General features: G+C 46.3%; 27 protein-coding genes and 1 riboswitch. Of the genes, 1 reads left to right on the top strand and 26 read right to left on the bottom strand.

From position 1 onward, the window contains the following. Positions 1 to 38 precede the first annotated feature (38 nt). Entirely contained in the window at positions 39 to 1,358 is a 1,320-nt protein-coding gene (locus tag AC58QG_RS26285; protein ID WP_497365056.1) for a sugar ABC transporter substrate-binding protein, read from the bottom strand. A 636-nt stretch (positions 1,359 to 1,994) separates the two neighbouring features. Between AC58QG_RS26285 and AC58QG_RS26280 the strand changes: the two genes are divergently transcribed. Beyond that, a complete protein-coding gene (locus AC58QG_RS26280; protein ID WP_497365055.1) occupies positions 1,995 to 3,020 on the top strand; it encodes a LacI family DNA-binding transcriptional regulator in 1,026 nt (341 codons plus the stop codon). A 91-nt stretch (positions 3,021 to 3,111) separates the two neighbouring features. Here the strand turns inward: AC58QG_RS26280 and AC58QG_RS26275 are convergent, their stop codons facing one another. The 25 genes from AC58QG_RS26275 to AC58QG_RS26155 all read right to left on the bottom strand — a co-directional run bounded on the left by AC58QG_RS26275 (position 3,112) and on the right by AC58QG_RS26155 (position 25,917). Further along, complete coding sequence (locus tag AC58QG_RS26275) at positions 3,112 to 3,303, bottom strand: hypothetical protein (protein ID WP_056609441.1); 192 nt, start codon at positions 3,301 to 3,303, stop codon at positions 3,112 to 3,114. A gap of 173 nt (positions 3,304 to 3,476) precedes the next feature. Next, positions 3,477 to 4,652 carry a DNA sulfur modification protein DndB gene (locus tag AC58QG_RS26270; RefSeq protein WP_497365054.1) on the bottom strand — a complete coding sequence of 392 codons (1,176 nt, stop codon included), beginning with the start codon at positions 4,650 to 4,652 and terminating at the stop codon, positions 3,477 to 3,479. Then, positions 4,652 to 5,818, bottom strand: coding sequence for a DNA sulfur modification protein DndB (locus tag AC58QG_RS26265; RefSeq protein ID WP_497365053.1), 1,167 nt, complete (start codon positions 5,816 to 5,818; stop codon positions 4,652 to 4,654). Before AC58QG_RS26265 ends, AC58QG_RS26270 begins: the two co-directional genes overlap by 1 nt. Before the next feature lie 90 nt (positions 5,819 to 5,908). After that, complete coding sequence (locus AC58QG_RS26260) at positions 5,909 to 7,084, bottom strand: aminotransferase class I/II-fold pyridoxal phosphate-dependent enzyme (RefSeq protein ID WP_497365052.1); 1,176 nt, start codon at positions 7,082 to 7,084, stop codon at positions 5,909 to 5,911. A gap of 25 nt (positions 7,085 to 7,109) precedes the next feature. Next, on the bottom strand, positions 7,110 to 8,210 hold the full coding sequence (locus tag AC58QG_RS26255) for a site-2 protease family protein (protein ID WP_497365051.1): 1,101 nt from the start codon (positions 8,208 to 8,210) through the stop codon (positions 7,110 to 7,112). A 7-nt stretch (positions 8,211 to 8,217) separates the two neighbouring features. Continuing rightward, entirely contained in the window at positions 8,218 to 8,583 is a 366-nt protein-coding gene (locus AC58QG_RS26250) for an arsenate reductase family protein (protein ID WP_497365050.1), read from the bottom strand. Between the two features lie 127 nt (positions 8,584 to 8,710). Then, positions 8,711 to 9,652, bottom strand: a complete 942-nt coding sequence (locus AC58QG_RS26245; RefSeq protein ID WP_497365049.1) for an RluA family pseudouridine synthase — start codon at positions 9,650 to 9,652, stop codon at positions 8,711 to 8,713. Continuing rightward, on the bottom strand, positions 9,649 to 10,218 hold the full coding sequence (locus AC58QG_RS26240) for a cob(I)yrinic acid a,c-diamide adenosyltransferase (RefSeq protein ID WP_497365048.1): 570 nt from the start codon (positions 10,216 to 10,218) through the stop codon (positions 9,649 to 9,651). The genes AC58QG_RS26245 and AC58QG_RS26240 overlap by 4 nt, the downstream gene beginning before the upstream one ends. 1 nt (position 10,219) lies before the next feature. Beyond that, positions 10,220 to 11,818: a cobyric acid synthase gene (locus tag AC58QG_RS26235; protein WP_497365047.1), complete on the bottom strand. Its 1,599-nt coding sequence runs from the start codon at positions 11,816 to 11,818 to the stop codon at positions 10,220 to 10,222. Then, positions 11,811 to 12,926, bottom strand: a complete 1,116-nt coding sequence (gene cobD, locus AC58QG_RS26230) for a threonine-phosphate decarboxylase CobD (RefSeq protein ID WP_497365046.1) — start codon at positions 12,924 to 12,926, stop codon at positions 11,811 to 11,813. Before cobD ends, AC58QG_RS26235 begins: the two co-directional genes overlap by 8 nt. A 30-nt stretch (positions 12,927 to 12,956) precedes the next feature. Next, positions 12,957 to 13,778, bottom strand: a complete 822-nt coding sequence (gene cobS / locus AC58QG_RS26225; protein ID WP_497365045.1) for an adenosylcobinamide-GDP ribazoletransferase — start codon at positions 13,776 to 13,778, stop codon at positions 12,957 to 12,959. After that, entirely contained in the window at positions 13,754 to 14,752 is a 999-nt protein-coding gene (cbiB, locus tag AC58QG_RS26220; RefSeq protein ID WP_497365044.1) for an adenosylcobinamide-phosphate synthase CbiB, read from the bottom strand. The genes cobS and cbiB overlap by 25 nt, the downstream gene beginning before the upstream one ends. 37 nt (positions 14,753 to 14,789) lie before the next feature. Continuing rightward, positions 14,790 to 15,350: a bifunctional adenosylcobinamide kinase/adenosylcobinamide-phosphate guanylyltransferase gene (cobU, locus tag AC58QG_RS26215; protein WP_497365043.1), complete on the bottom strand. Its 561-nt coding sequence runs from the start codon at positions 15,348 to 15,350 to the stop codon at positions 14,790 to 14,792. Between the two features lie 25 nt (positions 15,351 to 15,375). Beyond that, positions 15,376 to 16,494, bottom strand: coding sequence for a nicotinate-nucleotide--dimethylbenzimidazole phosphoribosyltransferase (locus tag AC58QG_RS26210; protein ID WP_497365042.1), 1,119 nt, complete (start codon positions 16,492 to 16,494; stop codon positions 15,376 to 15,378). Positions 16,495 to 16,517: 23 nt separating this feature from the next. Further along, entirely contained in the window at positions 16,518 to 17,294 is a 777-nt protein-coding gene (locus AC58QG_RS26205) for an ABC transporter ATP-binding protein (RefSeq protein WP_497365041.1), read from the bottom strand. Between the two features lie 5 nt (positions 17,295 to 17,299). After that, positions 17,300 to 18,337: a FecCD family ABC transporter permease gene (locus tag AC58QG_RS26200; RefSeq protein WP_497365040.1), complete on the bottom strand. Its 1,038-nt coding sequence runs from the start codon at positions 18,335 to 18,337 to the stop codon at positions 17,300 to 17,302. Then, a complete protein-coding gene (locus AC58QG_RS26195) occupies positions 18,337 to 19,353 on the bottom strand; it encodes an ABC transporter substrate-binding protein (protein ID WP_497365039.1) in 1,017 nt (338 codons plus the stop codon). The genes AC58QG_RS26200 and AC58QG_RS26195 overlap by 1 nt, the downstream gene beginning before the upstream one ends. 152 nt (positions 19,354 to 19,505) lie before the next feature. Continuing rightward, positions 19,506 to 19,658: riboswitch (cobalamin riboswitch) on the bottom strand. A gap of 32 nt (positions 19,659 to 19,690) precedes the next feature. Beyond that, entirely contained in the window at positions 19,691 to 20,221 is a 531-nt protein-coding gene (locus AC58QG_RS26190; protein ID WP_497365038.1) for a hypothetical protein, read from the bottom strand. Between the two features lie 59 nt (positions 20,222 to 20,280). After that, positions 20,281 to 20,538 (bottom strand): aspartyl-phosphate phosphatase Spo0E family protein, encoded by a 258-nt coding sequence (locus AC58QG_RS26185; protein WP_497365284.1) that lies wholly within the window; start codon positions 20,536 to 20,538, stop codon positions 20,281 to 20,283. 77 nt (positions 20,539 to 20,615) lie between these two features. Next, positions 20,616 to 21,818 carry an aminotransferase class I/II-fold pyridoxal phosphate-dependent enzyme gene (locus tag AC58QG_RS26180; RefSeq protein ID WP_497365037.1) on the bottom strand — a complete coding sequence of 401 codons (1,203 nt, stop codon included), beginning with the start codon at positions 21,816 to 21,818 and terminating at the stop codon, positions 20,616 to 20,618. A gap of 15 nt (positions 21,819 to 21,833) precedes the next feature. Next, on the bottom strand, positions 21,834 to 22,325 hold the full coding sequence (locus tag AC58QG_RS26175; protein ID WP_497365036.1) for an Lrp/AsnC family transcriptional regulator: 492 nt from the start codon (positions 22,323 to 22,325) through the stop codon (positions 21,834 to 21,836). 199 nt (positions 22,326 to 22,524) lie between these two features. Beyond that, positions 22,525 to 23,445 (bottom strand): cysteine synthase A, encoded by a 921-nt coding sequence (cysK, locus tag AC58QG_RS26170; RefSeq protein ID WP_497365035.1) that lies wholly within the window; start codon positions 23,443 to 23,445, stop codon positions 22,525 to 22,527. A gap of 63 nt (positions 23,446 to 23,508) precedes the next feature. Further along, the gene (locus AC58QG_RS26165) at positions 23,509 to 24,735 is read right to left on the bottom strand and encodes an MFS transporter (RefSeq protein ID WP_497365034.1); all 1,227 of its coding nucleotides are present in this window, start codon (positions 24,733 to 24,735) and stop codon (positions 23,509 to 23,511) included. A gap of 123 nt (positions 24,736 to 24,858) precedes the next feature. Further along, a complete protein-coding gene (locus tag AC58QG_RS26160; RefSeq protein WP_497240717.1) occupies positions 24,859 to 25,359 on the bottom strand; it encodes a hypothetical protein in 501 nt (166 codons plus the stop codon). Between the two features lie 138 nt (positions 25,360 to 25,497). Continuing rightward, positions 25,498 to 25,917 carry a DUF350 domain-containing protein gene (locus AC58QG_RS26155; RefSeq protein WP_056609395.1) on the bottom strand — a complete coding sequence of 140 codons (420 nt, stop codon included), beginning with the start codon at positions 25,915 to 25,917 and terminating at the stop codon, positions 25,498 to 25,500. Positions 25,918 to 26,003 lie beyond the last annotated feature (86 nt).

Here is a 26,003-nt window from a genome sequence, read left to right as displayed (position 1 = left end):
ACGGGTGTCCGCAACCTATACAAGTCGTTATACAAATCTTATTTTGTTGCTGCGTTCGTATCTTTAATTTGTTTAACCGCGTTGTCTAGTGTTGCTTTCGGATCTTTGCCATCGTTCCAGATGTCGCCAAGTGCTGCTCCCATTGGTGTCCAGATGTTTCCCATTTCCGGAATGGAAGGCATCGCTTGGGACGTTTTCAATTGTTGCAGGAAGCCGTTAGCCAGCTCATCGTTTTTCACACTAGCATCTTCCGCTGCTGCTTTATTAGAAGGAAGCTGACCGGAAATTTTGAAGTTTTCCAATTGAGCCGCTTGGGAAGTGGCAAAGTGAGCGAATAGTTTAGCTGCATTCGGATATTTCGTATATGCGTTAACACCTAGAATTTTGATACCTGCAAAGGAGACAGCTGGCTTCCCATTAATTGTAGGGATAGGTACTACACCAATGTTGATTTTTGCATTTTTGTAATCAAGAATTGTCCATGGTCCGTTCAGATCCATTGCGAGTGTACCGCTTGTGAAGAGACCTTTTTTGATGTCGTATGTCACATCACCGGATTTAACAGGCAGAACATCCTTTTTCAAAGAAGCAAAGAACTTCGCTCCGGCAACGGCACCCTCATTGTTAAGACCGATATCCGTTTTGTCTGTCCCATTTTTACCAAATACGTATCCACCAGGACCCGCTAGGAACGCGTAGTCAAAATAGAAATTGCCAATATCAAACATGAAAGCGAATTTGTTTTTCCCAGGGTCATTGTACGTTTTAGCAAAAGCAACAACGTCATCAAATGATTTTGGAGGCGTTTTCACCAAATCTTTGTTATAGATCAAAGCGTAAGTTTCAACGGATTTCGGGTAGCCGAATAGTGTATTATTGAAGGTCGCTCCTTGTACAGCAGCTTCTGCGTTCTCTTTTTTAGTTTGGTCTGCAAACACATCATTCGGCAGATACAAGCCGGCAGATACCATTTTGCCTAAGTTATCATGTGGGATTACAGTTACGTCAGCCGCTACACCAGCTGGACCATCTGCTGTTAATTTAGCCGGTTGATCCGGTGGGTTAACTTCTTCGAATTTAACAGGCACTTTATATTTCGCTTCGAATTGTTTCGCAACGGATTCGATGAATGCTTTTTGATCTGGTGCATCCCATACGACTAATTTGGCACCAGCTTCTGGTTTAAGCCCCATGTCGTTATCAGTTGTTGTTGCTGTCGTTGCCGCTGCAGTAGCTTTAGGCGCTTCTGTTGCTGCAGCTGCTGAAGGCTTCGCCGTTTCCTCTGGTGCGGAAGAACAAGCCGTTACAGATAAGGCAACAACGGATACAGCAGCAATCATGGATAGTGATTTTTTCATTTTTTGTAAAACCCCTCTCATATTAGGTAAATAGTCAATCTTAGCGTAGTATTGCTGGAGTTCGAATAAATGTAAGCGACTTCATTAACTTGTGCAAACGTTTGCTCAATTCCGTCTAAAAATAGCTTTCGACTTCTATTTCATCGAATAATAGTGCTTGATCACTGTGTAACAATTCTTTGCAAGCGCTTTATTCATGAGTTATCATACAACACACCTTTTCATTTGTAAAAACGTTTGCACACATTAAAATAGGCCATTTTTCCGAATAAATACTATATTTTCTTTCATTTACTCTTATTTTCAAAGTATCTCAAAATAATTAAGAATGACAATGTCCAACAATTTGCACAACATTCAATGCAAAGTGCACTTGTTATACGAATCTAGCAATGCTAACCTTTTCTGAGACATCTACAAGTTACAACCTCTCCCGTACCCCCACAAACGATAATTGGATTTTGTTTCAAAGACTATGTTCACTTTGTCAGATAGAATTGCGGTTGCACATCGGCGAAGGACTTTGATAAAAGCTAATCTCATACAAATGATTTACTTTTGTAGTGGAAATAGCTAACATAGAAAATAACGCTTCACAATCCGTGAGCACAATCGTTTGCACTGGAGGTTCGGATCATGTCCGTTACGATTATTGATGTCGCCAAAAAAGCAGGGGTTTCCCCCTCCACCGTATCCCGTGTAATATCCGGACATTCGCGCATTAGTTCTGCAACAATTCGCAAAGTGAAAGAGATTATGGACGAATTAGGTTATCATCCGAATGTGATGGCTAAGAGTCTTGTATCCAAAACAACGCAAACGATCGGGATTCTCCTACCGCGTTCCGCAGAAGAACTCTTCTTAAATTTATTCTTCTCCGAAATTATCCGTGGCGTCGTGACACAATCTACACGCAGCGGCTATGACCTGATGATGACCACTGGTACTTCTGAGCGTGAAGAGGTCGAAGCGATTACGAGACTTGTCAAAGGACGCAGAGTCGACGGTATCATTCTGCTTTATTCTCGTAAATCCGACCCTGTGATCTCCTTCTTGCAAGAGATGAAATTCCCATTCGTCCTTGTGGGTAGAAGCGAGGATTTCCCTGAGGTATTATCGGTTGATAATAATAATGTCCTGGCTGCTTATGATGCGACGCGGCACCTCATCGCCCAAGGCCATAAGCGAATTGGCTTTGTGAGCGGTCCTCCAAATCTCATAGTTTCACGTGATCGGATGGATGGCTATGTACAAGCCATGCGTGAAGCCAAGCTGGAGATTCAATCCGAGTGGATTGTTGAAGGTGAATTTCTCCAAGAGAGCGGCTATCGCGCTATGTCCTTTTTCATGAATCTGCCTGAGCGCCCGACTGCGCTTGTTGTCATTGATGATATCGTTGCCTTCGGCGTCCTTCGCGGGGTGACCGAGCTTGGCTATAAAGTACCATCTGACCTAAGCCTAGTCGGTTTCAATAATATTCCTATGTCAGAGCTATCCTCTCCTCCGATCAGCTCTATCGATATCGGCATCTATCAGCTTGGTTATACGGCTTCACAAACCTTAATTAAAGCCGTAAAGGGAGAACCGATTCATCACAATCACATCATCATTCCACATCGATTGATGACAAGAGAATCGTCTCTTCATTCCATTCATCATTGATGTGATTACTAGACATATACGAACAACATGAAGAAAGCAAGAGAGCTCGTCCGCTCCCTTGCTTTCTTATTCTTTCATTTTGTTACGATCATTAAGGAATATGAACCACAGCAATTTTATCAATAGGGAAATAGAATACAGTACCAGCACCATTTGCAATAACAACATTACCATTTTGGATACCTAGAAATCTACCTTGATGATTTGGAGTAGTACCTGCGTGAATTGTGATGACTGTTCCAAGACCAACATGAGCCAAAGTAGCGTATACGGAGCAACTCATTGTGTTTTCCTCCCTTCAAACTTTATATGATATCGTATGCTAGTTTTATACTTTTGATATAGACGAATGAAGAGTTGGATGCGTATATTTTAAGAGTTTGACAGAAAGACACACAAAAAAACCTTTCTATCTCTCAACTTGCATTGAGATAGAAAGGTTTCCTATGTCTCTAACTACGCGGAGGATACTTCTTCTGAATCCGTTGCCGAATCCGTGCCTTCTAGGAAGAATTGCACGAGCTTCACATGTTTTTTCAACGATTTCTCGTGAATGAGATTGATTTTTCCGTTATCCAACGAGCCAAATACATAGATCAACTCTTCATTATCATGTGACCAATCGAAGCCATCTAACAGCTGTAAGGACTGTGTCCACTCATCGTTATATTCGCCATTTGGGAATAAGAAACGATTAGCATACAGGGCAATACTTTCCTGAATCACACGATTCGCGGAGGTATATTGTGCCAAGCCTGGCTGTTCTGGCATCATTGGCAAGATGGTGTTGAAAAATTGATGCAAGATTTCAACATACGTCGATGGATCATGTCGAATTTTACGTTGCAGTTCATAAGAAGGCTGCATTCTACCTGAGAACAGCATCGTCGCCGTCGCATATAACCAGCTGAAGCATGTAAAGTTACGGTTAAAAGAGGTCAAGTTACTGCGTCTCTCCACACCTGCTGCCTTCAGATACACATTGTGGTCCACGACCTGCTGGATAACCAGATTAAGCGGATCAATGGAATCAAAAGAGTGACCAAGTTCTTTACTAACCAACTGCACTTTGGAGTTGATGTCGCCAAATAACTGCTGCTCTTCTTCCTCCGTTAGGCCGATATATATTTGCACAGCAAGCTGTGTTTCCATCAGGTCTAAGCGTCTACCCTCAAGTTGATTAATCGTGCCTTCTGTTTCCTCAACCTCTTGCTTAACCTCCGCATCGTCACTAAACTTCCGTTGCTTAATCTTCAGCAGAGCCAGCTTCTTCTCGTAACGGCGTACTTCTTTTTGCATTTGATCATTCACATAACCAAGTGCTAGAATACGGTGCTGACCGTCCAAAATGGATAGCTTCGAGCCATGACGCAAGAGGAATTCCTTCGCTCCTTTGGAGAGTTGGTTCACTTCGCGAAGCGATAGCGTTACAGGGCCGAAGAAAACATGGTCAAGCTCGCGTTCTTGCAAATAAGTGGAGATCTTCCGGCGCTGCATATTACTCAGCTTCCGTTGAACCATCGGATCAATCATCGTATAGTTCAGCAAGTCCTGAACGCGCAAGGCAACAGTCGCCAGACCGAACCTTTCGCAGAAAGGATGGATAGTCATTTTCAGGCGTAATCCTTCCATTAGCTCACGTCCTCCTTATTTGCAAAACTAGCTTTATAGGCTTCAGCGTCACTGATTAGAAATGCATTTTGCTCTTGATAGAAGCTCTTAATATGGTTGTAAGCCTTCATGATACGTGTACGTCTTGGTAGACGGTCTTTTTCTTCCCCAGCATAAATGCTATTCCAATTGACATGCGGTAATATTTTCAATGCATGCTCAAGCGCATAACGATTAAAGCTTCCTGTTTTCGTCGCTTCTTCATGCATGAACAGGGCTAACGCAATTTGGATATTCTCGGACCAGACGATTTCCCCCTTTGTCGGTGACGGCAAATGTGTCAATAATCCGTTAAAATAACCACCTGCTAGTGAGATAAGCTCCTGCAAGTCTTTGTCCGCATATTGATAATTGTTATTGCGAGCGGCTGATTTCATTCTACCTTCAAACAAGCCCACTAGAATCTCAATTAGCAAGTGGTAGGAGAATAAATACTCTGGTGATTTCCCGCGCTCGGAGAACATATCGACAGTCAGCTTCTGCATAGCAGGCGCTTTCGCCGCAAGCTCAGTCGCAGCAACATGATAGAACCGGCGCTGATCACGAAGTACAGCCAAGTTCCCTCCAAGCTTACGAGGAAGCTTGTTAATGTCGGAGAACAATTGACGTTCCTGACGCGCATTGATATCCAGATATGTCATTGTCGAGATTGGGAACGCATATAAACGACGCAGCTTTTCCGTAATCTCTTCCATTTTATCGTATTCCCGACGATCCTTGGCACGCGCCATCTGACTTTGCAGCGTTTCCATAATTCGTTGGAAGGCAGCCAAGCGATGTTGGCCGTCAACTACGTACAATTTCTCAATCGGCTGTAATCGAAGGGCTTGATTATCCTCATCGTAATGCCCTGCGCCTCTTGCTGAGAAAATAATGCCAGGGAAATAGATAGGCTGGCGATCTTCTAAATATAGATTCACATAGTCAATTAACTTGGAGAGGTTCCGTGGAATGATCGCACGTTGTACTTCTAAATCCACCTCAAAAATAGAAAATAGTTTGCTAACAGGTAATGTAGCTGCTATTGTCGCTTGACCGAACGTCTGGCCTAAAATCCCGGGAATCTCTACGTACGATGACGGCTTCTGTTCAGCTAACAACTCCGATAGTGAAGAAATGGCATCCATATGCTTACCCCTTTCAACGTATAAATTTTCTCTTAACCTTACACCTAAATATGTCTCTCATTCTCCTATTTTTACCAAAATCTCTAACTTTCATTCTAAGGACTGAAGCCAATCTCCTATTCGCCTTGCTGCCTCAAGTAATCGAGCTTCATCTTGCACTAAAGCAATACGGACAAATCCTTCTCCTTCAGCGCCAAATGCATCACCAGGGATCACAACAACACCTGTCTGAAATAACATTTCCCGGGAAATTTGTCGAGACGTCCAACCCTTGGGAATTGGAGCCCAAATAAACATCGTTGCTTTCGGTGGTGGAATAATCCAACCCGCATCATTTAATGCCGAAATAAAACCATTTCGTCTCTTCTCATACATACTTGAGACAGTGTGATCGTTTTCCATATCTTCTTCTAAAGCTGCAATACCTGCTGCCTGAATGGCCCCGAATACGCCATAATCAATATTCGATTTAAGCGTCTTGAGCGCTTTGACCGCATCTGCATGCCCTGTTAGAAATGCGATGCGACAGCCTGCCATATTGAAGCTTTTAGATAAAGAATGGAATTCAATGGCAACCTCCTTAGCACCTTCAATTTCCAAAATACTCATAGGCTTATAGCCGTCAAAAGCCATTTCGGAATAGGCAAGATCATGTACAACAAGCAAATCCTGCTTCTTGGCATAGGATATCAAATGCTCAAAAAAAGCACGATCTGCAACAGCAGACAACGGATTGCTTGGATAGTTAAGCAGGATGAATTTCGCCTTAGCAGCCACGTCATCTGGAATGTCCTCTAATTGGGGTAAGAAATCATTTGCTGCACGCAGCGGTAGTAAGTAGGGTTCAACACCCGCAAGTACGAGACTTGCCGAATATATGGGGTAACCTGGATCAGGGACAATTGCGATATCCCCAGGATCACAGAGTGAAAGCGCTAAGTGAGCGAGCCCATCTTGCGAGCCCATCAGGGTTAAGATTTCAGTCTCAGCATCGAGCTCCACTCCGAAACGATAGTTATACCATTTCGCAACGGCTTCTCGAAAGGCTAAGCTCCCTTCCGATGATGGGTAACCATAATGAGCAGGGTTGCGCACGGCCTCAGCCATGGCTTCCAAAATGCGATCAGAGGGAGGCTGGTCAGGACTTCCTATACCTAAATCTATGACGTCCACCCCTTGGTTCATAACCTCTCTCTTCCATTCTGCCACTTCCGAAAAAATGGCCGAGCCTAGCTGTTGCAGCCGCTTAGATCCTTTAAATGTCATGGATAACTTCCTCATTATGTAAGTGTCATGAAATAATGCCGACCTGATGAACGAGCCTAATCATATAAAGCAAGAATAAAGCTAATCCCAAATATGAGATACCAAACTTCCAGCGTGTCTTGACTGGCACGTCATAATAGTGCTCTTGTAACCCTAGCGGTGAGTATTCCACTTGAACTTGGAGACCAAGGTGCAAGCCATCCTCTTTATTCATACGTTCCACTTTTACCAATTGGACTCGCTTAACGATCGCCTGTACAGGCAAATACGCATGTCCCTCAAAACCAATGCCTTGCCAGTACATATGCAAGGTTTGTCTGCCGGAACCTGGCCCTTGCAACTCTGAAAACGTGATATAGTCCAAATCACGTGTGTGATTCTCACCTGGAATCATATAGCCTTGTTGTAACAAATGATTCGCTGGAAATTCGAATCGCGTAGCAACGGTTACGCGCTCTTCCTTATGCCGATATCGCACATATTTCTTATACAAATCCCAAGCAAACATTGCCCAGATGATTAAGAAAATAATTTTACTCGAGAAATAACTATCGATGTAGACAATAAATACGAGCCCGCCAATCAAACCAAGCAACCATAGCCAGCGTGTTACCGCAGTCGAGATTCGTCCACCGTCCAAAGGGTGAATTGGCAATAAATTAATTAGATTCAGATAAAAAGCAGCATAGGCAACGGAAACGATCACAGCTGAATCGAAATACACGCCTACTCCAAAAGCGGCAACGCCTCCGAGGGTACCTAGAATAGGACCACCAATGCCGATAAAAGCTTCTGTAGCCGCATCGGTTGGATGCTTCTTCATCGTGATCAAAGCACCCAAAAATGGGATGAAGACCGGCGCCGAAACGGGCAACCCCTTCATCTTCGCTGCAAGCACGTGGCCTAGCTCGTGAATCAAGATCATCAGTACGAGTCCAATCGCGAACGGCAATGGAGCCAAATAGGCGTAAGCCCAGATCGTAACGAACATCGAGATGATAGCGCCGCCAACTTTGCCAAACTTTAAAGCAGCAAGCAGCAGCTTGCCTTGCGATAAGAGGACAGCGATAAATCCGCCGATGGCAAGCGGTGACTTTTTGCGTGCTGGTTTCTTGTCGTCAGCCATGTCCAGATCACCCTTTCGCCCAAACGTCCTCAAACACATCTTCTTTGAAGCCAACCGTCACTTTATGGCCATCCGTTACAATGGGTCGTTTGATTAAGCGACCATTAGACGCTAGCAAATCAAGCATTTGTTCTTGTGTCATACCTGGAAGCTTGTCTTTCAAATTCATCTCTTTGTAGACTTCACCTGATGTATTGAAAAACTTCTTAATTTCAAAACCGCTTAGCTTAAGTAATTCTGCAAGTTCCATCGCTGAAGGCGGCGTTTCAAATAAAGGGACCTGATCTGTAATTTCAATTTCGTGTGCTTTCAGCCACTTTACGGTACTCCGGCACGTCCCACATTTATCGTAACCATACACTTTAACTCCCACGTTGTAATAACTCCTTTATGCTGTATGATGATCAAATAGAACTACTTAAAATTTTGGGCTAATTGCCAAGGAAAGTCAAGTAATTGCAAAGAAAAACCATCCAGAAATTGGAATGGTTTTTGATTTTTCACCTTTTTTCTGCTAACCATTGCTCAAGTTCAGATAAATCGGCAGGCAAAGGTGCGTTAAACTCGGTCCATACCCTTGTTCCTGGGTGCACAAAGCCCAGTTTATACGCATGTAGCGCTTGACGATTTAAGCGTTCGCTAGCTTCAAGTTCAGCCGCAAACTCCCCGTACTCAGACAGTGTGTACATCTTATCCCCTAGCAGCGGATGACCTAAGTGCCGCATATGCACACGAATTTGATGCGTACGCCCCGTTTCCAGCCAAATCCGGACGAGAGTCGCCTTCTCAAATTGTTTCACAACCTCATAATGCGTCACCGCATGGTATCCGTCAGGCCTAACAATCCGCACATGCGGCTGATCAGGATCGCGATCAATGGGTTCATTAATCGTCCCTGTAGGTGAAGCAACCGTGCCCCAGACGAATGCGAGGTACTCTTTTTTCACCTGATGCTGAATCATTTGCTCGGAAATTTGCTGATGCACATAAGGTGTTTTTGCGATGGCTAGGACACCCGAGGTTTCTTGGTCAAGTCGATGAACAGGGCGAAAACGGCACGTAATTCCCGCTTGCTGCCAATGGTACACAACCCCATTCGCAATCGTATTCACATAATGACCATGCGTTGGATGGACAATGATCCCCGCATCCTTTGCGAGAATCAGCAAATGCTCATCCTCGTGCAGAATGTGCAGCGGAAGATCCTGAGGCAGAATATCCTCCGATTGCTCTTCCTCCATCCGAATTTCCACACGGTCGCCAGCTTTCACTTTGATATTGATGTATTGCCTTTCCCCGTTCACCGTAATCCCACGCTCAGTTAGCTTGATGCGGGATAACAATTTACGTGAGACCATCAATCTTTTTTGAAGCACTGTTTTGAGAATGAAGCCCTCTTCCTCTGGCGGGACAACATATACTAATGGTTCATAGTAACTCATGGTTTACGTTTAAACACCTCAGCGCTGCGTATATATTCCACATCAGCAATCCCCTCGCGGAAATTCGCTGTGCGGGCAATCGTAAAGAAAAAGTCAGACAGTCGGTTCAAATAACGACGTACCTCGGGATTAATCTCCTGCGTGCGCGCCAGTGTAACAACAAGACGTTCGGCTCTACGGCATACCGTACGACAAACATGCAATGTAGATGAGACAGTCCCGCCTCCTGGCAAAATAAAGCGCGTGATATCTGGCGTCTCGGCATCGTATTTATCTATCCAAGCTTCTAACGCATCAACCATGTCTGCCGTTACTTTATAGGGACGCAAATCCTGCTTCAGCAGCGCAAGATCTGCCCCGCAATCAAACAGCTCATGCTGAACCTGCAGCAAATCTGGCAATAAATCCGGGTATTTCTGTGGATCCATGAAGCTCATCGCTTGACCTAGAAAGCTATTCAGCTCGTCCGTCGTCCCGTAGGCTTCGACTCGGTCATCATCTTTGTCCACACGACCACCGATCACACTAGTTTGACCCGCATCTCCAGTACGCGTATATATTTTCAACTTAGAACCCCTCCCGTTTTGTAGGATGTGTTACTCCCATCATCTCATAGATTCGCGCCATATCCAAGTGAGCTCTTACGTGCTCAGCCAATCGATCAAACGCTGTTTCACGGCGCTCCTTATAACGAAGCCCTTGTGAGACTTGAGTTAATCCCTTATGTAAACGAATCTGATTCAACCAAGCCCTACGGAAATCATCATTATGCAAAATACCATGAATATAGGTTCCCCACACACGTCCACCTAGGGTGACTGCTCCATCAGGATGTAGGCCGGATTCGGGATAAATGGAGGCAATTGCGTTTATTTCAGAAATTTGGAATGGAGCAACGATATCTTGTACATATTGCGTCCGTCCCATGTGGATTTCATAGCCATCGATTTCTAAATGAGAGCTATCCGTGGCGAAAAGCGTGCTTACCCCTTGTACCCGAACCGTTCGTTTATCCGGCGTGAACACAGTCTTTGTCGGCAACAGCCCTAAGCCTTCAAGCTCAGCATGCTCCGATTCGTACCTGCCAGGATCCGAAAGTGTGACACCCAGCATTTGATATCCCGCACAAATACCTACGATCCAACCTTCTTCCTCTTGAGCAAAAGAAATGAGTCTCTCAGCTAAGCCTGATTCCTTCAGGTACTGCAAGTCTTCCATCGTATTCTTGCTTCCGGGAAGCAAAACGACGTCCGGCTCTCCCCATTCAGCGAGATGCACAATATAACGGAAATGCACATCCGATTCCTCTTGGAGTGGATCAAAATCCGTGAAGTTAGAAAGGCGAGGCAAGCGAATGACAGCGACGTCCAATTGGTCCGATTTTTTCCCATGACTGTTAGGAGTTCTTCTGGTTTGGGCACGTTTGGAATCGAGTGATGCCGAGTCTTCGTCCTCAATACCCAGCTGCTGTAGATAGGGGATTACGCCGAGAACTGGCTTCCCTGTGCGCTCTTCCAACCAATCCAAGCCAGGCTTCAGTAAGCTGACATCCCCGCGAAATTTATTAATAATAAAGCCTTGTACGCGGTCTCTTTCCTCTGGGGTCAAGATTTCAAGTGTGCCTACAATCGAAGCAAAAACCCCGCCACGATCAATATCGGCAACTAGCAGAACCGGTGAATCTGCCCATCCAGCCAGCCTCATATTGACGATGTCGCGATCCTTAAGATTAACCTCAGCGGGACTTCCTGCCCCTTCCAGTACCACAATATCATATTCGCTGCGCAGGCGTTCCAATGCATCTTTCACGATTGCTTCCGCATGTGGCAAATAGGATTCTCTATACGTCCTTGCATCCAAATCTGCATATGGCTTACCATGAACAACGACTTGTGCGACCATGTCCTGCTTAGGCTTCAGAAGAATCGGGTTCATGTCCGTCGTAGCAACAATGCGGCAAGCATCTGCTTGCACACCTTGCGCCCTGCCAATCTCTTTGCCATCGAACGTGATGTAGGAGTTGAGGGACATATTTTGTGATTTAAAAGGCGCTGTCGGCCAGCCGTCTTGAACAAAAATACGGCATAAGGCCGCCGTAAGAATACTTTTGCCAACATCGGAAGCTGTGCCTTGAATCATGAGAACCGCTGACTTCGAGTCAGGCATGGTCTGCACCTCCATTCCTAGATAAGTCGTTCAACATGTTTTGTAAAGCTTGGAGTAAACGCTCATTATCCTCACGAAGACGAATGGCAACACGACAATAGCGTTCGTTCAGCCCTTCGAATAAAGAAGCATCCCGAATAAGAATCCCTTGAAGCCCCATATGCTGTTGCGCTTGTTTAACGCTAATCCCACTCGACGCAGGAAAAGAAAACAACAAAAAATTCACGTCACTCGGGACAACTTCTAAACCTAAATTACGCAGTTTCTCCATAAGCCAAGGCTTCTCGACGCGCAACCATTCTCTGGTGGACCGCTCAAAGGCCTCATCTTCCAGAACCGCAACACCCATACGTTGTGCTAGGTAATTCACACTCCACTGCACCTGCTGCTGTCGCAATTGCCGGGTGAGATCAGGGTGTGCCACCATAAAACCTAAACGAATGCCTGGGATAGAATAAAATTTCGTCATCGAACGGATCACGATCAGGTCGTGGCTTGTCGATGCAAGCTTAAGCAACGAATGCTCGGACTCCTGAGGGACAAAATCCATAAAAGCCTCATCGAGAACAAGCTTACGCTGACTCTGGAGCAGATTGCTTAGTACGTTGTTAGGAAGTAGTCTACCTGTCGGATTGTTGGGATGCCCAAGGAAAAATAACTCAACAGCTGGCAATACGGCCTCAATGTCAGACCATTGCAGCTCAAATTGATTCTGCGGACGTAACGAAATGTTGGTTAATTCACCACCCGCTTTGTGAACTGCTTCCTCATATTCGCTGAAGGATGGTCTAGCAAGTCCTGTCATCCTTGGCTTCAACACACGTATGATCAAATCAATCAGCTCTGCAGCACCATTTCCAACTAAAATGCTCTCGGGATCAATCCCGTATTTCAGCGATAAGCTTCGGCGGAGATCACGAACAGCAGGATCTGGATATTTGACAATATCGCGCCAGCTCGCAGTCAGAATCTCCTTGACCACTTCAGGAGGCCCAAGTGGGTTCATATTAGAACTGTAATCCAGAAACTGCTCCTTCGGCCGATGAAACGTTTCCTCAGCCGTCCACAGATCGCCTCCGTGTCCGTAACGCTCTAACATAATGCTCATTCCTTTCACGATAAGATTACAGACCTAACCCTACATGCCTATGATGATGATTACTGCTAACAAAAGCACGCTCTCCAGCAGCTCATTTAAAGCGCCATAGGTATCTCCAGTAAGTCCGCCAAGCTTACTGCTGATGTAAGCGGCAAGCCCGCTTCCAACAAGCGTAGTGATGGCCATAAAGCTTAGAACGATGCTCCAGTTGGGTAAAAGAGTTATGTCACTGATGCAAATACATAGCGTAGTAGTTAATAGGGCTACTAAAAGGGATAGCATGACATGCTTGCTGTTAACGCCACGGAACAGACTGCCTAACCCCGAATTCGGCCGTGCGTAAGGCCACATTCTAATGGCTGCAACCATGAACCAGCGACTCCATATCGGTATGAAGACTAAGAAGATAAGCAGACTGCTTCGTCCTCCTAGTTGATGAGCATCCAGCATGGTAAATAGCAAGGAAAATTTTAGTAATAAGTGAAGAACACACACGATGACGCCCATCGCGCCAACGCGGCTGTCCTTCATGATCTCGAGCATTTGCTCACGGGGTCTGTGACTAAGAATGCCGTCTGCTGTATCCATCAGGCCATCCAGATGCAGTCCGCCTGTGAGGACAACCCAGATTGTGAGAAGCAGAAGAGCCGCAGGCATAGCTGGCAACACGTGGATGAGCCCTTCTCCTGTCAATAGAAGAAGCAGCCCGATCACGCAGCCAACAAGCGGATAAAAGACAGAGCTGCGCTGAAATACGCGCTCGTTATAGTCAATCTGCACCGGAATCGGCAGACGCGTTAGGAATTGAAAGGCGGCTAGACAAGCACGCAGCCAGTCTACCAAAGCACGAGTATGACGCACAGGAGTCCTCCCATCACTACAAAACTGACGCCGTAAAGCATGCTCACGGCGTGCACAATATCCCGCTGCGTTCGTGGACGCAGCGGCCAGCCTAGGCGGGCGCGCTCACTCGCCGCGCCGCCATAGACGTTCAGCCCGCCAAGCTCGATCCCGAGTGCTCCGGCTACCGCCGACTCCGGGATCCCGCTGTTCGGGCTGGGGTGTAGATGCGCGAAGCGGCGAATCGCCGCCGCTGCGCGTGCTGCTGAGAGGCCCGGCTTCGCCAGGGCCACGAGGATCAGCAGGATCCCGGTGAGCCGCGCCGGGATCCAGTTCATGGCGTCGTCCCAGCGGGCCGACGCGGTGCCGAAATGACGGTATCTGTCATTTCGGTAGCCTACCATCGAATCCAGCGTATTCGATGCACGGTATAGCATCGCCAGCGGCGCACCGCCGATGAGCGCATAGAACAAGGGCGCGATGACCGCGTCCACGATGTTCTCCGCGACCGTCTCCACGACGGCTCGCGTCAGCTCCTCCTCGTGGAGTGCATCCGTATCCCGGCCAACGATGTAGCCGGTGTACTTGCGAGCATCCGCGAGATTGCCTGCGCGCAGCGGATGGTAGACCAGATACGCGGCGTCCTTTAAGCCTTTGATCGCCACCGTCGTGGAGATGAGCCAGGTTGACACCGCATAACCTAACCAGGGATGAATATCGTTTGCGAAATGTACAAGCACAAGAACTACAAGAAAGCTCAGTGTGATGGTGGAAAGCGTGAGTAGGACACCTTTCATTCGCACCCATCTTGTGTGTTTACCTACTAGCATACTCGCTGTCATTTCTCTAGGATGCAGTCTGTCCTCTACCCAGCGTATCCAGCGGCCAATCATAATAACAGGATGAGTGGGCCATCTCGGATCACCAATCATCCAGTCCAATGCAATTGCAGCAGCCGTCATCCAGACGATTTCCTGCCATGTATATATCCACATATGGGCTTCACCATTCCGTACTTACTTCAAGTATCTATTAGTCGAAAATATAAGCACTGCTCTTTAGTTCCATTGGGATACCAACCGTAACCAGAAACACCTGCTGGCATACTTCAGCTACTCGCTGATTCATCCGTCCAGCCAAATCTCTAAATTGACGGCCAAGTGGGTACTCAGGCACAATACCGTTGCCAACTTCATTTGTAACTAGGATGAGTTGTCCACTGTAGGAGGACACGACGTCCACAAGCTCATCAATTTGCGTTGTAACGAGTTGCGCTGCATCGCTCATGCCTTCGTAGTGGAGCAGCCAGTTCGTCAGCCACAACGTTAGGCAGTCTACTAAAACCACAGCACCCTCGCTGCTCTCGTGCAGCTGCTCAAGACAAACCTGCAGCGCATACGGCTCCTCCCGGGTTTCCCAAGGGAATCCCGAGTGAAGCCTCTGCTGCTGGTGCAGACCAACCCGCTCCCTCATTTCTTCATCGTAGATGTGGGAGGTCGCGATATAAACCCCTCGCTGGCAGCGATGCATCGCCAGCTTCTCCGCGAAGGAGCTTTTGCCGCTGCGTGCGCCGCCTGTTACCAGAACCGCCATCGTGTCGCCTCCTTCTCTCTGCTTGTTACTCCCTCGAAACGCCTGCGCTTTCGAAAGTCGCCATTTCCTTCATGATCTTGCCTGCGGCATCGATCAGATTAAACACAAGCACTGCGCCCGTGCCTTCGCCTAGTCTCATATCCATCTGCAGCATCGCTGCGAGGCCAACCGACTCGAGCACCTTCGTATGTCCCTGCTCTTGTGATAAGTGCGAGGCGAGCATGTAGGACGCGCTTAGCGGGGCTAATCGGCTCGCCACGAGGGCCGCTGTCGACGAGATGAAGCCGTCGACGACAACTGGGCAGCGATGCTTCGCTGCGCCCAAGATCACCCCAACAAGTCCGGCTATCTCCAATCCGCCGACCTTGCTTAACACCTCAAGCGCAAAATCACCGCTTGAGCCTTCACTTGCACTTGCACTTGCACTTGCACTTGCATTTGCACTCGCACTCGCCCCCCGCCCAAACAGCCCATTCACGTCCAGCGCCGTATTCACAACCGACTGCTTATGCAGCCAAGTGGCATCGTCGATGCCCGTTCCACGGCCTACAGCAAGGCCAGCATCTAAACCAGTCAACGCACACAAAATTGCTGCGCTTGCCGTTGTATTACCAATCCCCATTTCGCCCGTAGCGAAAAGTCGATAACCTTTTGCCACCAAATCATCCACAATCTCACTGCCCGCTATAATCGCTTCTACTGTCTCCTCCAGGGAAAGCGCCGCTTCTTTCGCCATATTGCGCGTACCCTTTCTAACCTTGCGCGATACGAGATTCGGATGCTCCAAATCCGCATTGACCCCCATATCTACACAAACCACATCCGCTCCAGCATGTCTAGCTAATACATTTACAGCTGCCCCGCCATACAGGAAATTGAGCACCATTTGAGGTGTCACCGCCGCTGGAAAGGCACTGATGCCTTCCTCGCAAACACCATGATCACCCGCCATGACGATAACCGCTTTTTTCTCAAAAGTCGGCATCACTTCCCCTGTAATCCCTGCAACTTGGCGTGCGATATCCTCAAGTTTCCCTAAGCTTCCTTGGGGCTTCGTCAATTGGTTCAAATGATCATTGGCTTGATGTGCCACCTCATGATGGATAGGCTCAATCGCGTTAATCAAGTTATTCAGTCTGTTCATTTATCTTCATCCTCCGGAATCTTTTATTTGCCTGGTTGTAATAAGATCTGAGGTACCTCACTCACAGGGTGCTTAAGTACAATTGGCTCTGTTCCGTACACCTCTGCGATTTGCTCACTCGTAATAATCTCTGCTGGCGTTCCAATAGCGGTTACCCGCCCCTCGTGCACGATCATCAATCGCGTACAATATTGGGCTGCCAAATTCAAGTCATGCAGCACAGCTACAACCGTAAGCGCCGTTTCTTGCTGCCAGCTTCGAATGAAATCCATCATTTGTATTTGATAACCGATATCTAGAAAGGTGGTGGGCTCATCCAGCATGAGTAAGCTTGGTTGCTGTGCCATTACTTTAGCCAGTGCAACACGTTGACGTTCTCCACCACTCAGACGCTCAATTGTTCGATCAACGAACGTTTCCAGCTCAAGCTTTCTAATAATTGCATCAATGAGTCCATCCGCTTCTTTTGTATCTTCGCCAAGCCAATTCTGAAACGGATAACGCCCCATTTCTACGACTTCACGAACAGTGAACCCAACGGGAGGCAACGCATCCTGCTGAAGAACAGCGAGCCATTTGGCCAGCTCCTTTCGCGAATACGATGATACTGGGTTTCCTTTTACACACACTTTCCCATGCAGGACAGGATCCATGCCAGAGAGAAGTCGAAGCAGGGTTGATTTCCCGCTGCCATTGGGTCCAATGATCCCAAAAAACTCCCCCTGCCCAACCTCAAAGCTCATATTATCCAACACCTGTTGCTCTCGAAAGCTCTGAAAAAGCTGCTCCACTTTAATCATTGTGATCAACCTCTTAACGTTTTCTTATCTTTATGGAGCAGATAGGCAAAAAATGGCGCACCCAGAAACGCCGTGATCACTCCGAGAGGAATTTCTGTAGGACTAAGGAGAGTTCGAGCCAAGGTGTCCGCCCACAACACATAAATCCCACCGCCTATTGCAGATAAAGGAATGATTAGTCGATAATCTGGACCAACCAACAGTCGCACCAAGTGCGGCACGATCAGTCCAACAAAGCCGATTACCCCTGCCACAGACACAGCTGCAGCCGTGATCAACGTCGAAGCAATCAGTACAATTAATTTCGTTCGCTCCACATGAACACCGAGATGAGCCGCTTGACGCTCCCCCAGTGCAAGCAGATTTAATGATCTCGCATAGCTTAACAGAATTACGACACCTATTACGAGATAGGGTGAAATCATATACGTATATGTCCATCCGCGCATCGCTAGACTGCCCATGAGCCAAAAAATAATTTCATTAATCGTTTGGTTTGATATTGCAACTAAGAACGACACGAACGCGCCAAGAAATGCTTGCATCACAACGCCGGATAGAATCAGCGTCTCCATCTTCAGCTTCCCTTCAATCATCGCCAGTTTCAATACCAAGAGCAGGGAGATAAGCCCCGTTACGAAAGCCACAATCGGAATCGACCATTGTCCGAACCAGGCGAATTGCAGCCCAAAATATATGAGAAACGCTGCCCCTACAGAGGCTCCTGAAGATACGCCCAGCGAGTAAGGATCGGCGAGCGGATTGCGCAGAACCCCTTGGAAACCAGCGCCAGCTATGGAGAGTACTGCCCCAACAAGAATACCCAGAAGCACACGAGGGATTCGTACTTTATTTATGATTTGTTCCGAGGATTGCGGCCATTTCACTTCAATATGACTTCCTACCCAAGGAAGATGTTTCGCCAGAATCCCCACAATATGTGAAATTGGAAGCTGAGCTGAGCCGATGGATAAACTCACCACAATAGAAAGAAGAAGGAGTATAACTCCCACTCCTCCCCCTAGCATCAATTTTCTTTTCATTATTTCACCAATTCAGGATAGATCCCTTTCGCCATTTCCAGCAGCCCGTCTGTCAATCTCGGACCTGGACGACTTACGGAGTTCTGATCGAGACCAATCACTCGTTTATTTTTCACGGCATCAATGGCATCCCACCCACCGCGCGTACGAATAATTTCTTCTAACGGCTTCTTACTTTTGATGTCGATGATCCCATTTGCGAATAAAATGACGTTCGGGTTTTGCTGGATGATCTTCTCTTCACTGATCTCATACCAGCCTGCTTTATCGCCAGCTACGTTAATTCCACCTGCGATTTTGATTAACTCATCCATGAACTCTCCGCTTCCCACGGTCCAGCCTGGTGCAAATTCCATGTACACTTTTTTCTTATTCTCTTGTTTCACGTCTTTTACAGCATCGATAACCTTCTGACGATCCGCTTTCATTTTTGCGACAACTTTCTCTGCTTGCTCTTGATGATCGGTAATAAGTCCGAACGTTTGAATATTGTTCATCGCATCATCTAACGTTTTGGGCTCTACTTTAAAGACATTAATGTTCATCTTACGAAGTGCCTCAACCGAGTCTGCCTTCATGGAAACACCTGTGAAAATCAGATTTGCATTGGAAGCAATGACGGCCTCCATATTTGGTTTCGTGATGCTGCCCAGCTTCGGCTTCGTTTTAGCCGCTTCGGGATAATCATCGAAATCCGATACACCGACAATATTTGCTTCAAGTCCTATCGCAAACAGCGCTTCTGTCTCTGATGGCGACACGGATGCGATTCGTTCTGGCGCTTTGTCGAACGTAAACTCTTTGCCTGTCGCATCCTTCACCTTTAAAGGATAGGTCGTTTTCTTTGCAGCTGCAGGTGCTGCCGACGATGTTGTAGTTGGTGCCTTCGTCCCTTCACCGCCAAGTTTGGACGGATCCGTTAATTCTGCTTCCTTCTTAGCACAAGCTGTTAAAGAGATCGCTGTCGCAACTGCTAATGTAAGAATAAGACCTTTTTTGAACCTGTTTTGTGTCATCACATAGACCCTCTTTCCTTATTTTCGATCTTCAGCCAAATAAAAAAAGTCCCCTTGTTCACTAGGAACAAGGGGACGATAAATCGCGGTATTGGGCAACGAACTGACGTGCGCTGCTTCCTGATTTAACGCGATCCTTTTCCTCGAAGGATGTTGTATCGGCACCATAGGCAGGTATCCTGACTCTTCAGACTTTCGCAAGACTGAATTACAGTGGCGGGACCGTGCCGGATTTGAACCGGCTTCCCCTAAACTAATAACCTTCCAAGTGGAAGCTTACCAGTACCTATAGTTGCAAATTATACGATCAAGCTATTTGTCGATTATAGACGTTCTCTTATTTTTGCGCAATAATCTTAAGGACTTTCAAAGCCTCGTCCATTTTCGGAGCATTCTGAGGAATGAACGCAAATAATCCTTTACCTTCATACCCTTGATCCTTCATCCATTTGTTGCCTGTGAGCGGAATGCCATACAAGTGCTTCTCCGCTGCTTTACCTTCTTCTTTGATTTCGATAACCCCATCTGGGTAATCCGAAGGATTGATCGTGTTATCCAATGACACAAATCCCGCTTGATTGCTCAAGCCCTTGAACTGCTCTTCGCCCAAGATGAAGATGCCGTTACCGCCAGCAGCTAGCTCAACAATCATCTTTTCCAATGAAAAAATAGGAGATGTATTTAGCTTTACTGTCGGCAGTTCTCCCACTTTATCTTTCAAAGATACTTCCAGCTTTTCCGCCGCTTCACTTGGAAAACCATTAGGTCCCATAATAAATACCGATACATCTGCTTTCGGTCCACCACAAGCGGTCAGCAGTATCAGCATCATTCCTAACATAACAACGCATAACCATTTTGCCTTCATGTATGTAATTCCCTCCGTAAGTACTCTCTCTTATCGATAGTCGCCAGAAAAGTCGGTTTTCACCGACTTTTCTTTCCAGATGTCATATATTCATTTATTTTTTGATCCAACATTGTGCTTAATTCGACAACCTCATCAGATGTCATTTCTCGACCTTCCATGACCATCTGTTCCATTTTTCTTCTCAACGTGTTGATCTCTTCTTCGAGTTTATTCAGGGAATTTTGCTTCTTGGCATTTCTGGTCAGCCAACGCTGTCCGAACTCTTGCTCTCGAATTTGAAATTGCTTCTGAAAGTTAGTAAGCTGATATTCCATAAAAGCCACGCTCATCCCTCCTTACTCTTAGAATACCAGTTTTCGTCTCCTATGAACATATGAATTTATGAAGAATATTATAATTTCCTTAAGAAATTACCGATTCTCTCTAATGCTTCATTCAGTTGGGAAACACTATAGGCATAAGAGCACCGCAGGAATCCTTCTCCACCTAAACCAAATACATCACCAGGCACTGCAGCAACCTTCGACTCATACAAAAGTCGTTGTGCAAATTCCTCAGAAGTTAGCCCTGTTGCGACAATACTTGGGAACGCGTAGAATGCGCCCTGTGGTTCATGGCATTCGAGTCCTACTTCACGGAAGCCTTTGACAACTAATCGTCTCCGCTGATTATAGGATTCAATCATCCGGTCTTTCTCTTCCAATCCATTCGTTAACGCTTCATGTGCTGCTACTTGCCCCATGACAGGTGCACACATGACCGTATATTGGTGAATCTTGGTCATAGCCGAGATAAGCTCTCTGTGACCGCAAGCATACCCCATGCGCCAGCCTGTCATCGCGAAAGCCTTGGAGAATCCGCTAACGAGAATCGTCCGATCCTGCATTCCTGGAATGGCTGCGAAGCTCACATGCTTCTGACCATAAGTCAATTCCGCATAAATTTCATCGGAAATGACAATCAGATCATGCTCTTCGACAACTTTGGCAATCGGCAGCCAATCCTCATAGTTCATAATGCCGCCAGTCGGATTGCTTGGGTAGCATAGGATTAAAATTTTGGAACGTGGCGTAATCGCATCACGAAGCGCCTTTTCCGTCAGCTTGAACTGATCCTTCGCGAACGTTTCGATCCCCACTGGCACACCGCCACTAATGGCCGTGATTGGCGAGTACGAAATATAACAAGGCTCTGGAATCAGAATTTCGTCTCCCGGTGTAATCAATGAGCGCAGTGCTAGATCAATAGCTTCACTGCCGCCAACTGTTACGAGCACTTCATTCGATGGCTCATATTTCACTTTAAAGGATGTATACAAATAGTTCGCAATCGCTTCGCGGAGCTCAGGAATACCAGAGTTTGGCGTATATTTGGTTCTGCCTCTCTCTAAGGAATGAACAGCAGCTTCCCGAACGTGCCAAGGTGTAGAGAAATCCGGTTCGCCCACACCCAATGAGATGATATCCTCTTTACTGTTGCTTACGAGATCAAAAAACTTCCGAATGCCCGACGGCTTCATTTCACGTACCGCAGGAGCGAGGTAGTCCTGCATCGATTTTTTGCTTGATTGAATCGTAGTCTCATCCTTGATCATAGCGCTACCTCTCCCTTATGGCGATACAAGCATTCGATGATCATCTTCCTGATCTTCGAAAATAATGCCGTCTTGTTTGTATTTTTTCAAAATAAAATTCGTTTTTGTAGAAAGCACACGGTCAATTGGCGACAGTTTGTTGGAAACGAAAGAAGCTACTTGTTTGAGCGAGCTTCCCTCAATCTCTACGAGTAAATCATAAGCTCCAGACATGAGATAAACCGATTTGACTTCCGGATATAAATAGATCCGTTCCGCAATCGCATCAAACCCGCGCCCGCGCTCCGGCGTAATTTGCACTTCAATTAGGGCGGTAACCTTTTCGTCATCTACTTTGCTCCAGTTTACGACTGTCGCGTATTTGACAATGACCTTATCCGCTTCCATCTCGCTTATCGCTCGCGCAACTTCGTCCTCCGCCGTTCCTAACATGGTGGCGATCAGATCCGCGCTCCTGCGGGCGTCTTCCTTTAGTAAATCGAGAATTTTAAGCTTCAAAGTATCCATGGTTAAACCTACCTTTCTGAGATATGTTTCGTTCATCCATTCATCTTACAATGAATCGCTGTCCTAATTCAATTACTGATCGCGGAAGATAGGCAGAATATTTATATATATTTGAAAATTCCACTTCGATTGACAAAATAAAAAGCCACTGGATGACCCTCCATGTGGCTCTTAACTCCCTTATTCACCTCATACGAGGTTAAAAAAGATCCATACTTAAATACCGTTCACCTGTATCTGGCGCAATACAGAGCACGCGTTTGCCTGCCCCTAACTTCCTTGCCACTTGTATCCCTGTCCATACCGAGGCTCCAGCTGAAGGACCGACTAGGATGCCTTCCTTACTTGCCAAATCCCTCATCGTTTGGATGGCATCCTCATCCGTCACTTGCACAATTTCATCATAAACGCTGGTGTTCAAAATAGCCGGAACGAAGCCAGGGCTTGTACCCACGAGCTTATGAGGTCCTGGGCTTCCACCAGAAAGTACAGGTGACCCCTTAGGCTCTACGACATAAATCTGGATATTCGGCAGCTGTTCCCGGAGTACCTCGCCCGTTCCCGTAATCGTGCCGCCCGTTCCCGAAGTTGCGACAAATGCATCTAGCCGCCCCTCCATTTGCTGCAAAATTTCAGGCGCTGTCGTTATTCGATGAATACTTGGATTCGCCGGATTTTCAAACTGTTGAGGGATAAAGCTGCCAGGAATTTGATCCCTTAGCTCAATAGCCTTAGCAATTGCACCTGGCATCCGCAAAGCGGCTGGCGTTAGAACGACTTCGGCGCCGTAGGCTTTCAGGATATTTATGCGTTCCTTACTCATATTATCCGGCATAATCAAAATCGCTTTATAGCCCTTGGCCGCCGCGTTCATCGCAAGTCCGATCCCTGTATTTCCGCTTGTAGGCTCAATAATTGTCGCTCCTGGTCCAAGGAGACCCGATTTCTCAGCCTGCTCAATGAGATTCCATGCAGCACGATCCTTCACGCTTCCGCTCGGATTGAAATACTCCAATTTCACGTACAGCTCAGCAGCTTCCGGTTCCAATAAACGGTTTACGCGCACCGCGGGGGTATCTCCGATCAGCTCTGTGATGCTATTCACCATTTTTGGCGGCATTGGTGCCCCCTCCTCATCCCATAATCATGCTACTCACATTTTCATGTGAAAACCTAGTCCCTGTCAAGGCTTGGATGCCCGTAGCTGATTTCGTATGAATACCCAAGAGAAGAATGTCGAGCTTCCGATTGCCAGCAGCAGCACATTGATGACGAGCGGCTCCTTACTCCAAGAAATCACACATATAAATATAAGGACGCCACATACTCGCCCCACATTCAGTGACAACTCACGTAAGACAATGTATTCTTCCCTTTGCTTCGCACTCTGATCATCCGATCCAATCAAATCAAAGACAATAGAAACCATAGGAATAGAGTACATTGGGAAAAAGAGCGCTGACCCTATCCCAAACATCAGCAATGTACTGAATGTTATCTTCCAAAAAAACGGTAATATCACGAGAACAACCATAACCGAACCTATGAACATACTCATTTTGCGAAAAGAAGGTCGAATGAAACGACCTGCTGCCCAGAAGCTCACTAGCGCTACGGATGAAGTAATTAGAGCGAAACTACCTAAGCTTGCCTCACTTGAAGTCGATATGTACACGAGTAAACCGATCATAAAGCCAAATACGCCCTCACGAACTCCCTGAAAAAGTAAAGCCAGACTTACTCGCTTCCACGGTGTTTCCGCTTGTCTCAATATCCGCAGCGGCAACAACCATTCGTAGGTTCCACTCAATTTTCTTTTTTTCAGAAAAAAACTAATGACTACACCTAATACAAATATACCTAAGGAGATAGAAAAGATGAGCCGATACCCCGCTCCATCGCCTAAATTGACAATGAGTAACCCTGAAATCCACGGAGCAATAATGCCAGCTCCTGCGCCCAGTAGTCCGACCCAACCATTGAATCGATCCCGGTTATCAGGATCTGTCACTTCAAAGTAAACGACGTTGAAGGCAATCCAGAACAAGCCTACAGAGATCCCTTGGACCATGCCTAACCAAACGAAATAGTGGACACTGCTAGTCCCCATCCAAAGCACCAGCATGTAAAAACACGCTGATATGGATACACCAGCACGTAAGCAATTCATTTTATTATGTTCTTTCACCCATTTTCCAGCTAACCAAAAAGTAATAGCCATCGTTAAATGGGTCGTTAATGTAAACCAACCGATTAACGTAAAATCGTTTTTGGCTTTCCATAAATAAACGCCGACAAATGTACCTGATAAGGCATTGGCTCCGCCAAATAGCGCATGAACAACTAGCAAAAGGATCGCTTGAGCATCCAGCTTCCCTTTGCTTTTTACATTCGTTTGATTCGTTTGCATACGCCTCCTCCTCACTTAGATTGAATATTGGCTTTTGTTAAGCTTCCCCTTTAGAGTGAAAATATGAGGCGAATGCACGCAAAAAAACCGAATCCATAAGGACTCGGTTCAATTTAATTGCGATTATTCCGATTTGATTCGTTCAACCATTAGTAAACGGTCTGTATCTGATAGTACTTTTTCCACCCGGAAGCAAGAAGGACACACATATACATCCGTCGTGAACGGACCTGTTAGGAACGCACTTCCTAACGTCTTAGGGATACTTGGCGTGAAGGAAGCTCCGCTCGTCACTTCTGTTCCTGCAAGGAGCAAGAATTCATGACAATTCGAACACTCTGGTGCTTCTTCCTGTTCATCTGTTAATTGTTGGACCTTTTCACCGTACTTATCTAGCGGCTCATCGGAATCATCCCAAGCCAATGATAAATCCTCGTCGGATTCGGCATATTCTTGCTCATTGAAACGCAGCTTTTGACCTGTTTGCTTAACCTTCAGATCAATACTGCGGTAATCATTCAATTCATTAAAACAGTGTGGACACTCGTCTTCTGGTCCAATCTCAGGATCCCAAACGATCTCTGTCTGACACCACGGACATACGACTTCTTCATTGCTACTCATTGCGAAATCCTCCAGCTAATTGCATCTAGGCATATTTCCATACATAATAAACCCCTGCCGCTACAAACACAAGCGCGATAGCAAACAAGGTTCCCCACAGGTATTTCATTCTTCAAGCCTCCAAGACTATGTATGATACTAAGTTACACATGCTCCAACCACATAGGATAAGGACACGGATAACGTTAAGGACAAGAATCCAACCGCGCGATTATCCTTTTTAATTTCCTCATCAATTTTGAAATAAGGCGTTAGAAACTCAAAAATAAAGTAAGCAACCAACAAAAGCACGAAGCCATAGCCAGCCCATACAAGAGAGTGAATCATGGTGTCATTGTTTAAAATGGCAAAGCGGAACAAGTTACAAATCCCAAAAATTTTCCCACCAGTTGCCATAGCGACCGATAAATTACCTTTTTTAATTTCAGCCCAATCGTCATACTTCGTAACCATTTCAAAAATGGTAAGGAAAACCACAAGCGCGACCACTGCTACAGCAAAAAAAGCAAGCGTTGCTAAATACGGGTTACTTAACAAGACATCCACCTCTTCGTTCATATCATCTCCTGCCTTCCTTTACACAGTAGAGAGACTTTAACTTCGATTAAAGATCCCTTAATCCCTATATATGGTAGTAGAGACTG

The organism is Paenibacillus sp. J22P169, assembly GCF_059691995.1.
This window is presented reverse-complemented; position numbering and strand designations above follow the sequence as displayed.

Coding starts and splice junctions, on each gene's coding strand:
- AC58QG_RS26180 (WP_497365037.1), bottom strand. CDS start 21,818: ATGATCAAGGATGAGACTACGATTCAATCAAGCAAAAAATCGATGCAG.
- AC58QG_RS26185 (WP_497365284.1), bottom strand. CDS start 20,538: ATGGAATATCAGCTTACTAACTTTCAGAAGCAATTTCAAATTCGAGAG.
- AC58QG_RS26265 (WP_497365053.1), bottom strand. CDS start 5,818: ATGGATGCCATTTCTTCACTATCGGAGTTGTTAGCTGAACAGAAGCCG.
- AC58QG_RS26155 (WP_056609395.1), bottom strand. CDS start 25,917: ATGAACGAAGAGGTGGATGTCTTGTTAAGTAACCCGTATTTAGCAACG.
- cbiB (WP_497365044.1), bottom strand. CDS start 14,752: ATGTGGATATATACATGGCAGGAAATCGTCTGGATGACGGCTGCTGCA.
- AC58QG_RS26275 (WP_056609441.1), bottom strand. CDS start 3,303: ATGAGTTGCTCCGTATACGCTACTTTGGCTCATGTTGGTCTTGGAACA.
- cysK (WP_497365035.1), bottom strand. CDS start 23,445: ATGCCGCCAAAAATGGTGAATAGCATCACAGAGCTGATCGGAGATACC.
- AC58QG_RS26195 (WP_497365039.1), bottom strand. CDS start 19,353: ATGACACAAAACAGGTTCAAAAAAGGTCTTATTCTTACATTAGCAGTT.
- AC58QG_RS26270 (WP_497365054.1), bottom strand. CDS start 4,652: ATGGAAGGATTACGCCTGAAAATGACTATCCATCCTTTCTGCGAAAGG.
- AC58QG_RS26200 (WP_497365040.1), bottom strand. CDS start 18,337: ATGAAAAGAAAATTGATGCTAGGGGGAGGAGTGGGAGTTATACTCCTT.
- AC58QG_RS26280 (WP_497365055.1), top strand. CDS start 1,995: ATGTCCGTTACGATTATTGATGTCGCCAAAAAAGCAGGGGTTTCCCCC.
- AC58QG_RS26255 (WP_497365051.1), bottom strand. CDS start 8,210: ATGGCTGACGACAAGAAACCAGCACGCAAAAAGTCACCGCTTGCCATC.
- AC58QG_RS26245 (WP_497365049.1), bottom strand. CDS start 9,652: ATGAGTTACTATGAACCATTAGTATATGTTGTCCCGCCAGAGGAAGAG.
- AC58QG_RS26165 (WP_497365034.1), bottom strand. CDS start 24,735: ATGCAAACGAATCAAACGAATGTAAAAAGCAAAGGGAAGCTGGATGCT.
- AC58QG_RS26190 (WP_497365038.1), bottom strand. CDS start 20,221: ATGAAGGCAAAATGGTTATGCGTTGTTATGTTAGGAATGATGCTGATA.
- AC58QG_RS26260 (WP_497365052.1), bottom strand. CDS start 7,084: ATGACATTTAAAGGATCTAAGCGGCTGCAACAGCTAGGCTCGGCCATT.
- AC58QG_RS26235 (WP_497365047.1), bottom strand. CDS start 11,818: ATGCCTGACTCGAAGTCAGCGGTTCTCATGATTCAAGGCACAGCTTCC.
- AC58QG_RS26175 (WP_497365036.1), bottom strand. CDS start 22,325: ATGGATACTTTGAAGCTTAAAATTCTCGATTTACTAAAGGAAGACGCC.
- cobD (WP_497365046.1), bottom strand. CDS start 12,926: ATGAGCATTATGTTAGAGCGTTACGGACACGGAGGCGATCTGTGGACG.
- AC58QG_RS26205 (WP_497365041.1), bottom strand. CDS start 17,294: ATGATTAAAGTGGAGCAGCTTTTTCAGAGCTTTCGAGAGCAACAGGTG.
- AC58QG_RS26160 (WP_497240717.1), bottom strand. CDS start 25,359: ATGAGTAGCAATGAAGAAGTCGTATGTCCGTGGTGTCAGACAGAGATC.
- AC58QG_RS26210 (WP_497365042.1), bottom strand. CDS start 16,494: ATGAACAGACTGAATAACTTGATTAACGCGATTGAGCCTATCCATCAT.
- cobU (WP_497365043.1), bottom strand. CDS start 15,350: ATGGCGGTTCTGGTAACAGGCGGCGCACGCAGCGGCAAAAGCTCCTTC.
- AC58QG_RS26285 (WP_497365056.1), bottom strand. CDS start 1,358: ATGAAAAAATCACTATCCATGATTGCTGCTGTATCCGTTGTTGCCTTA.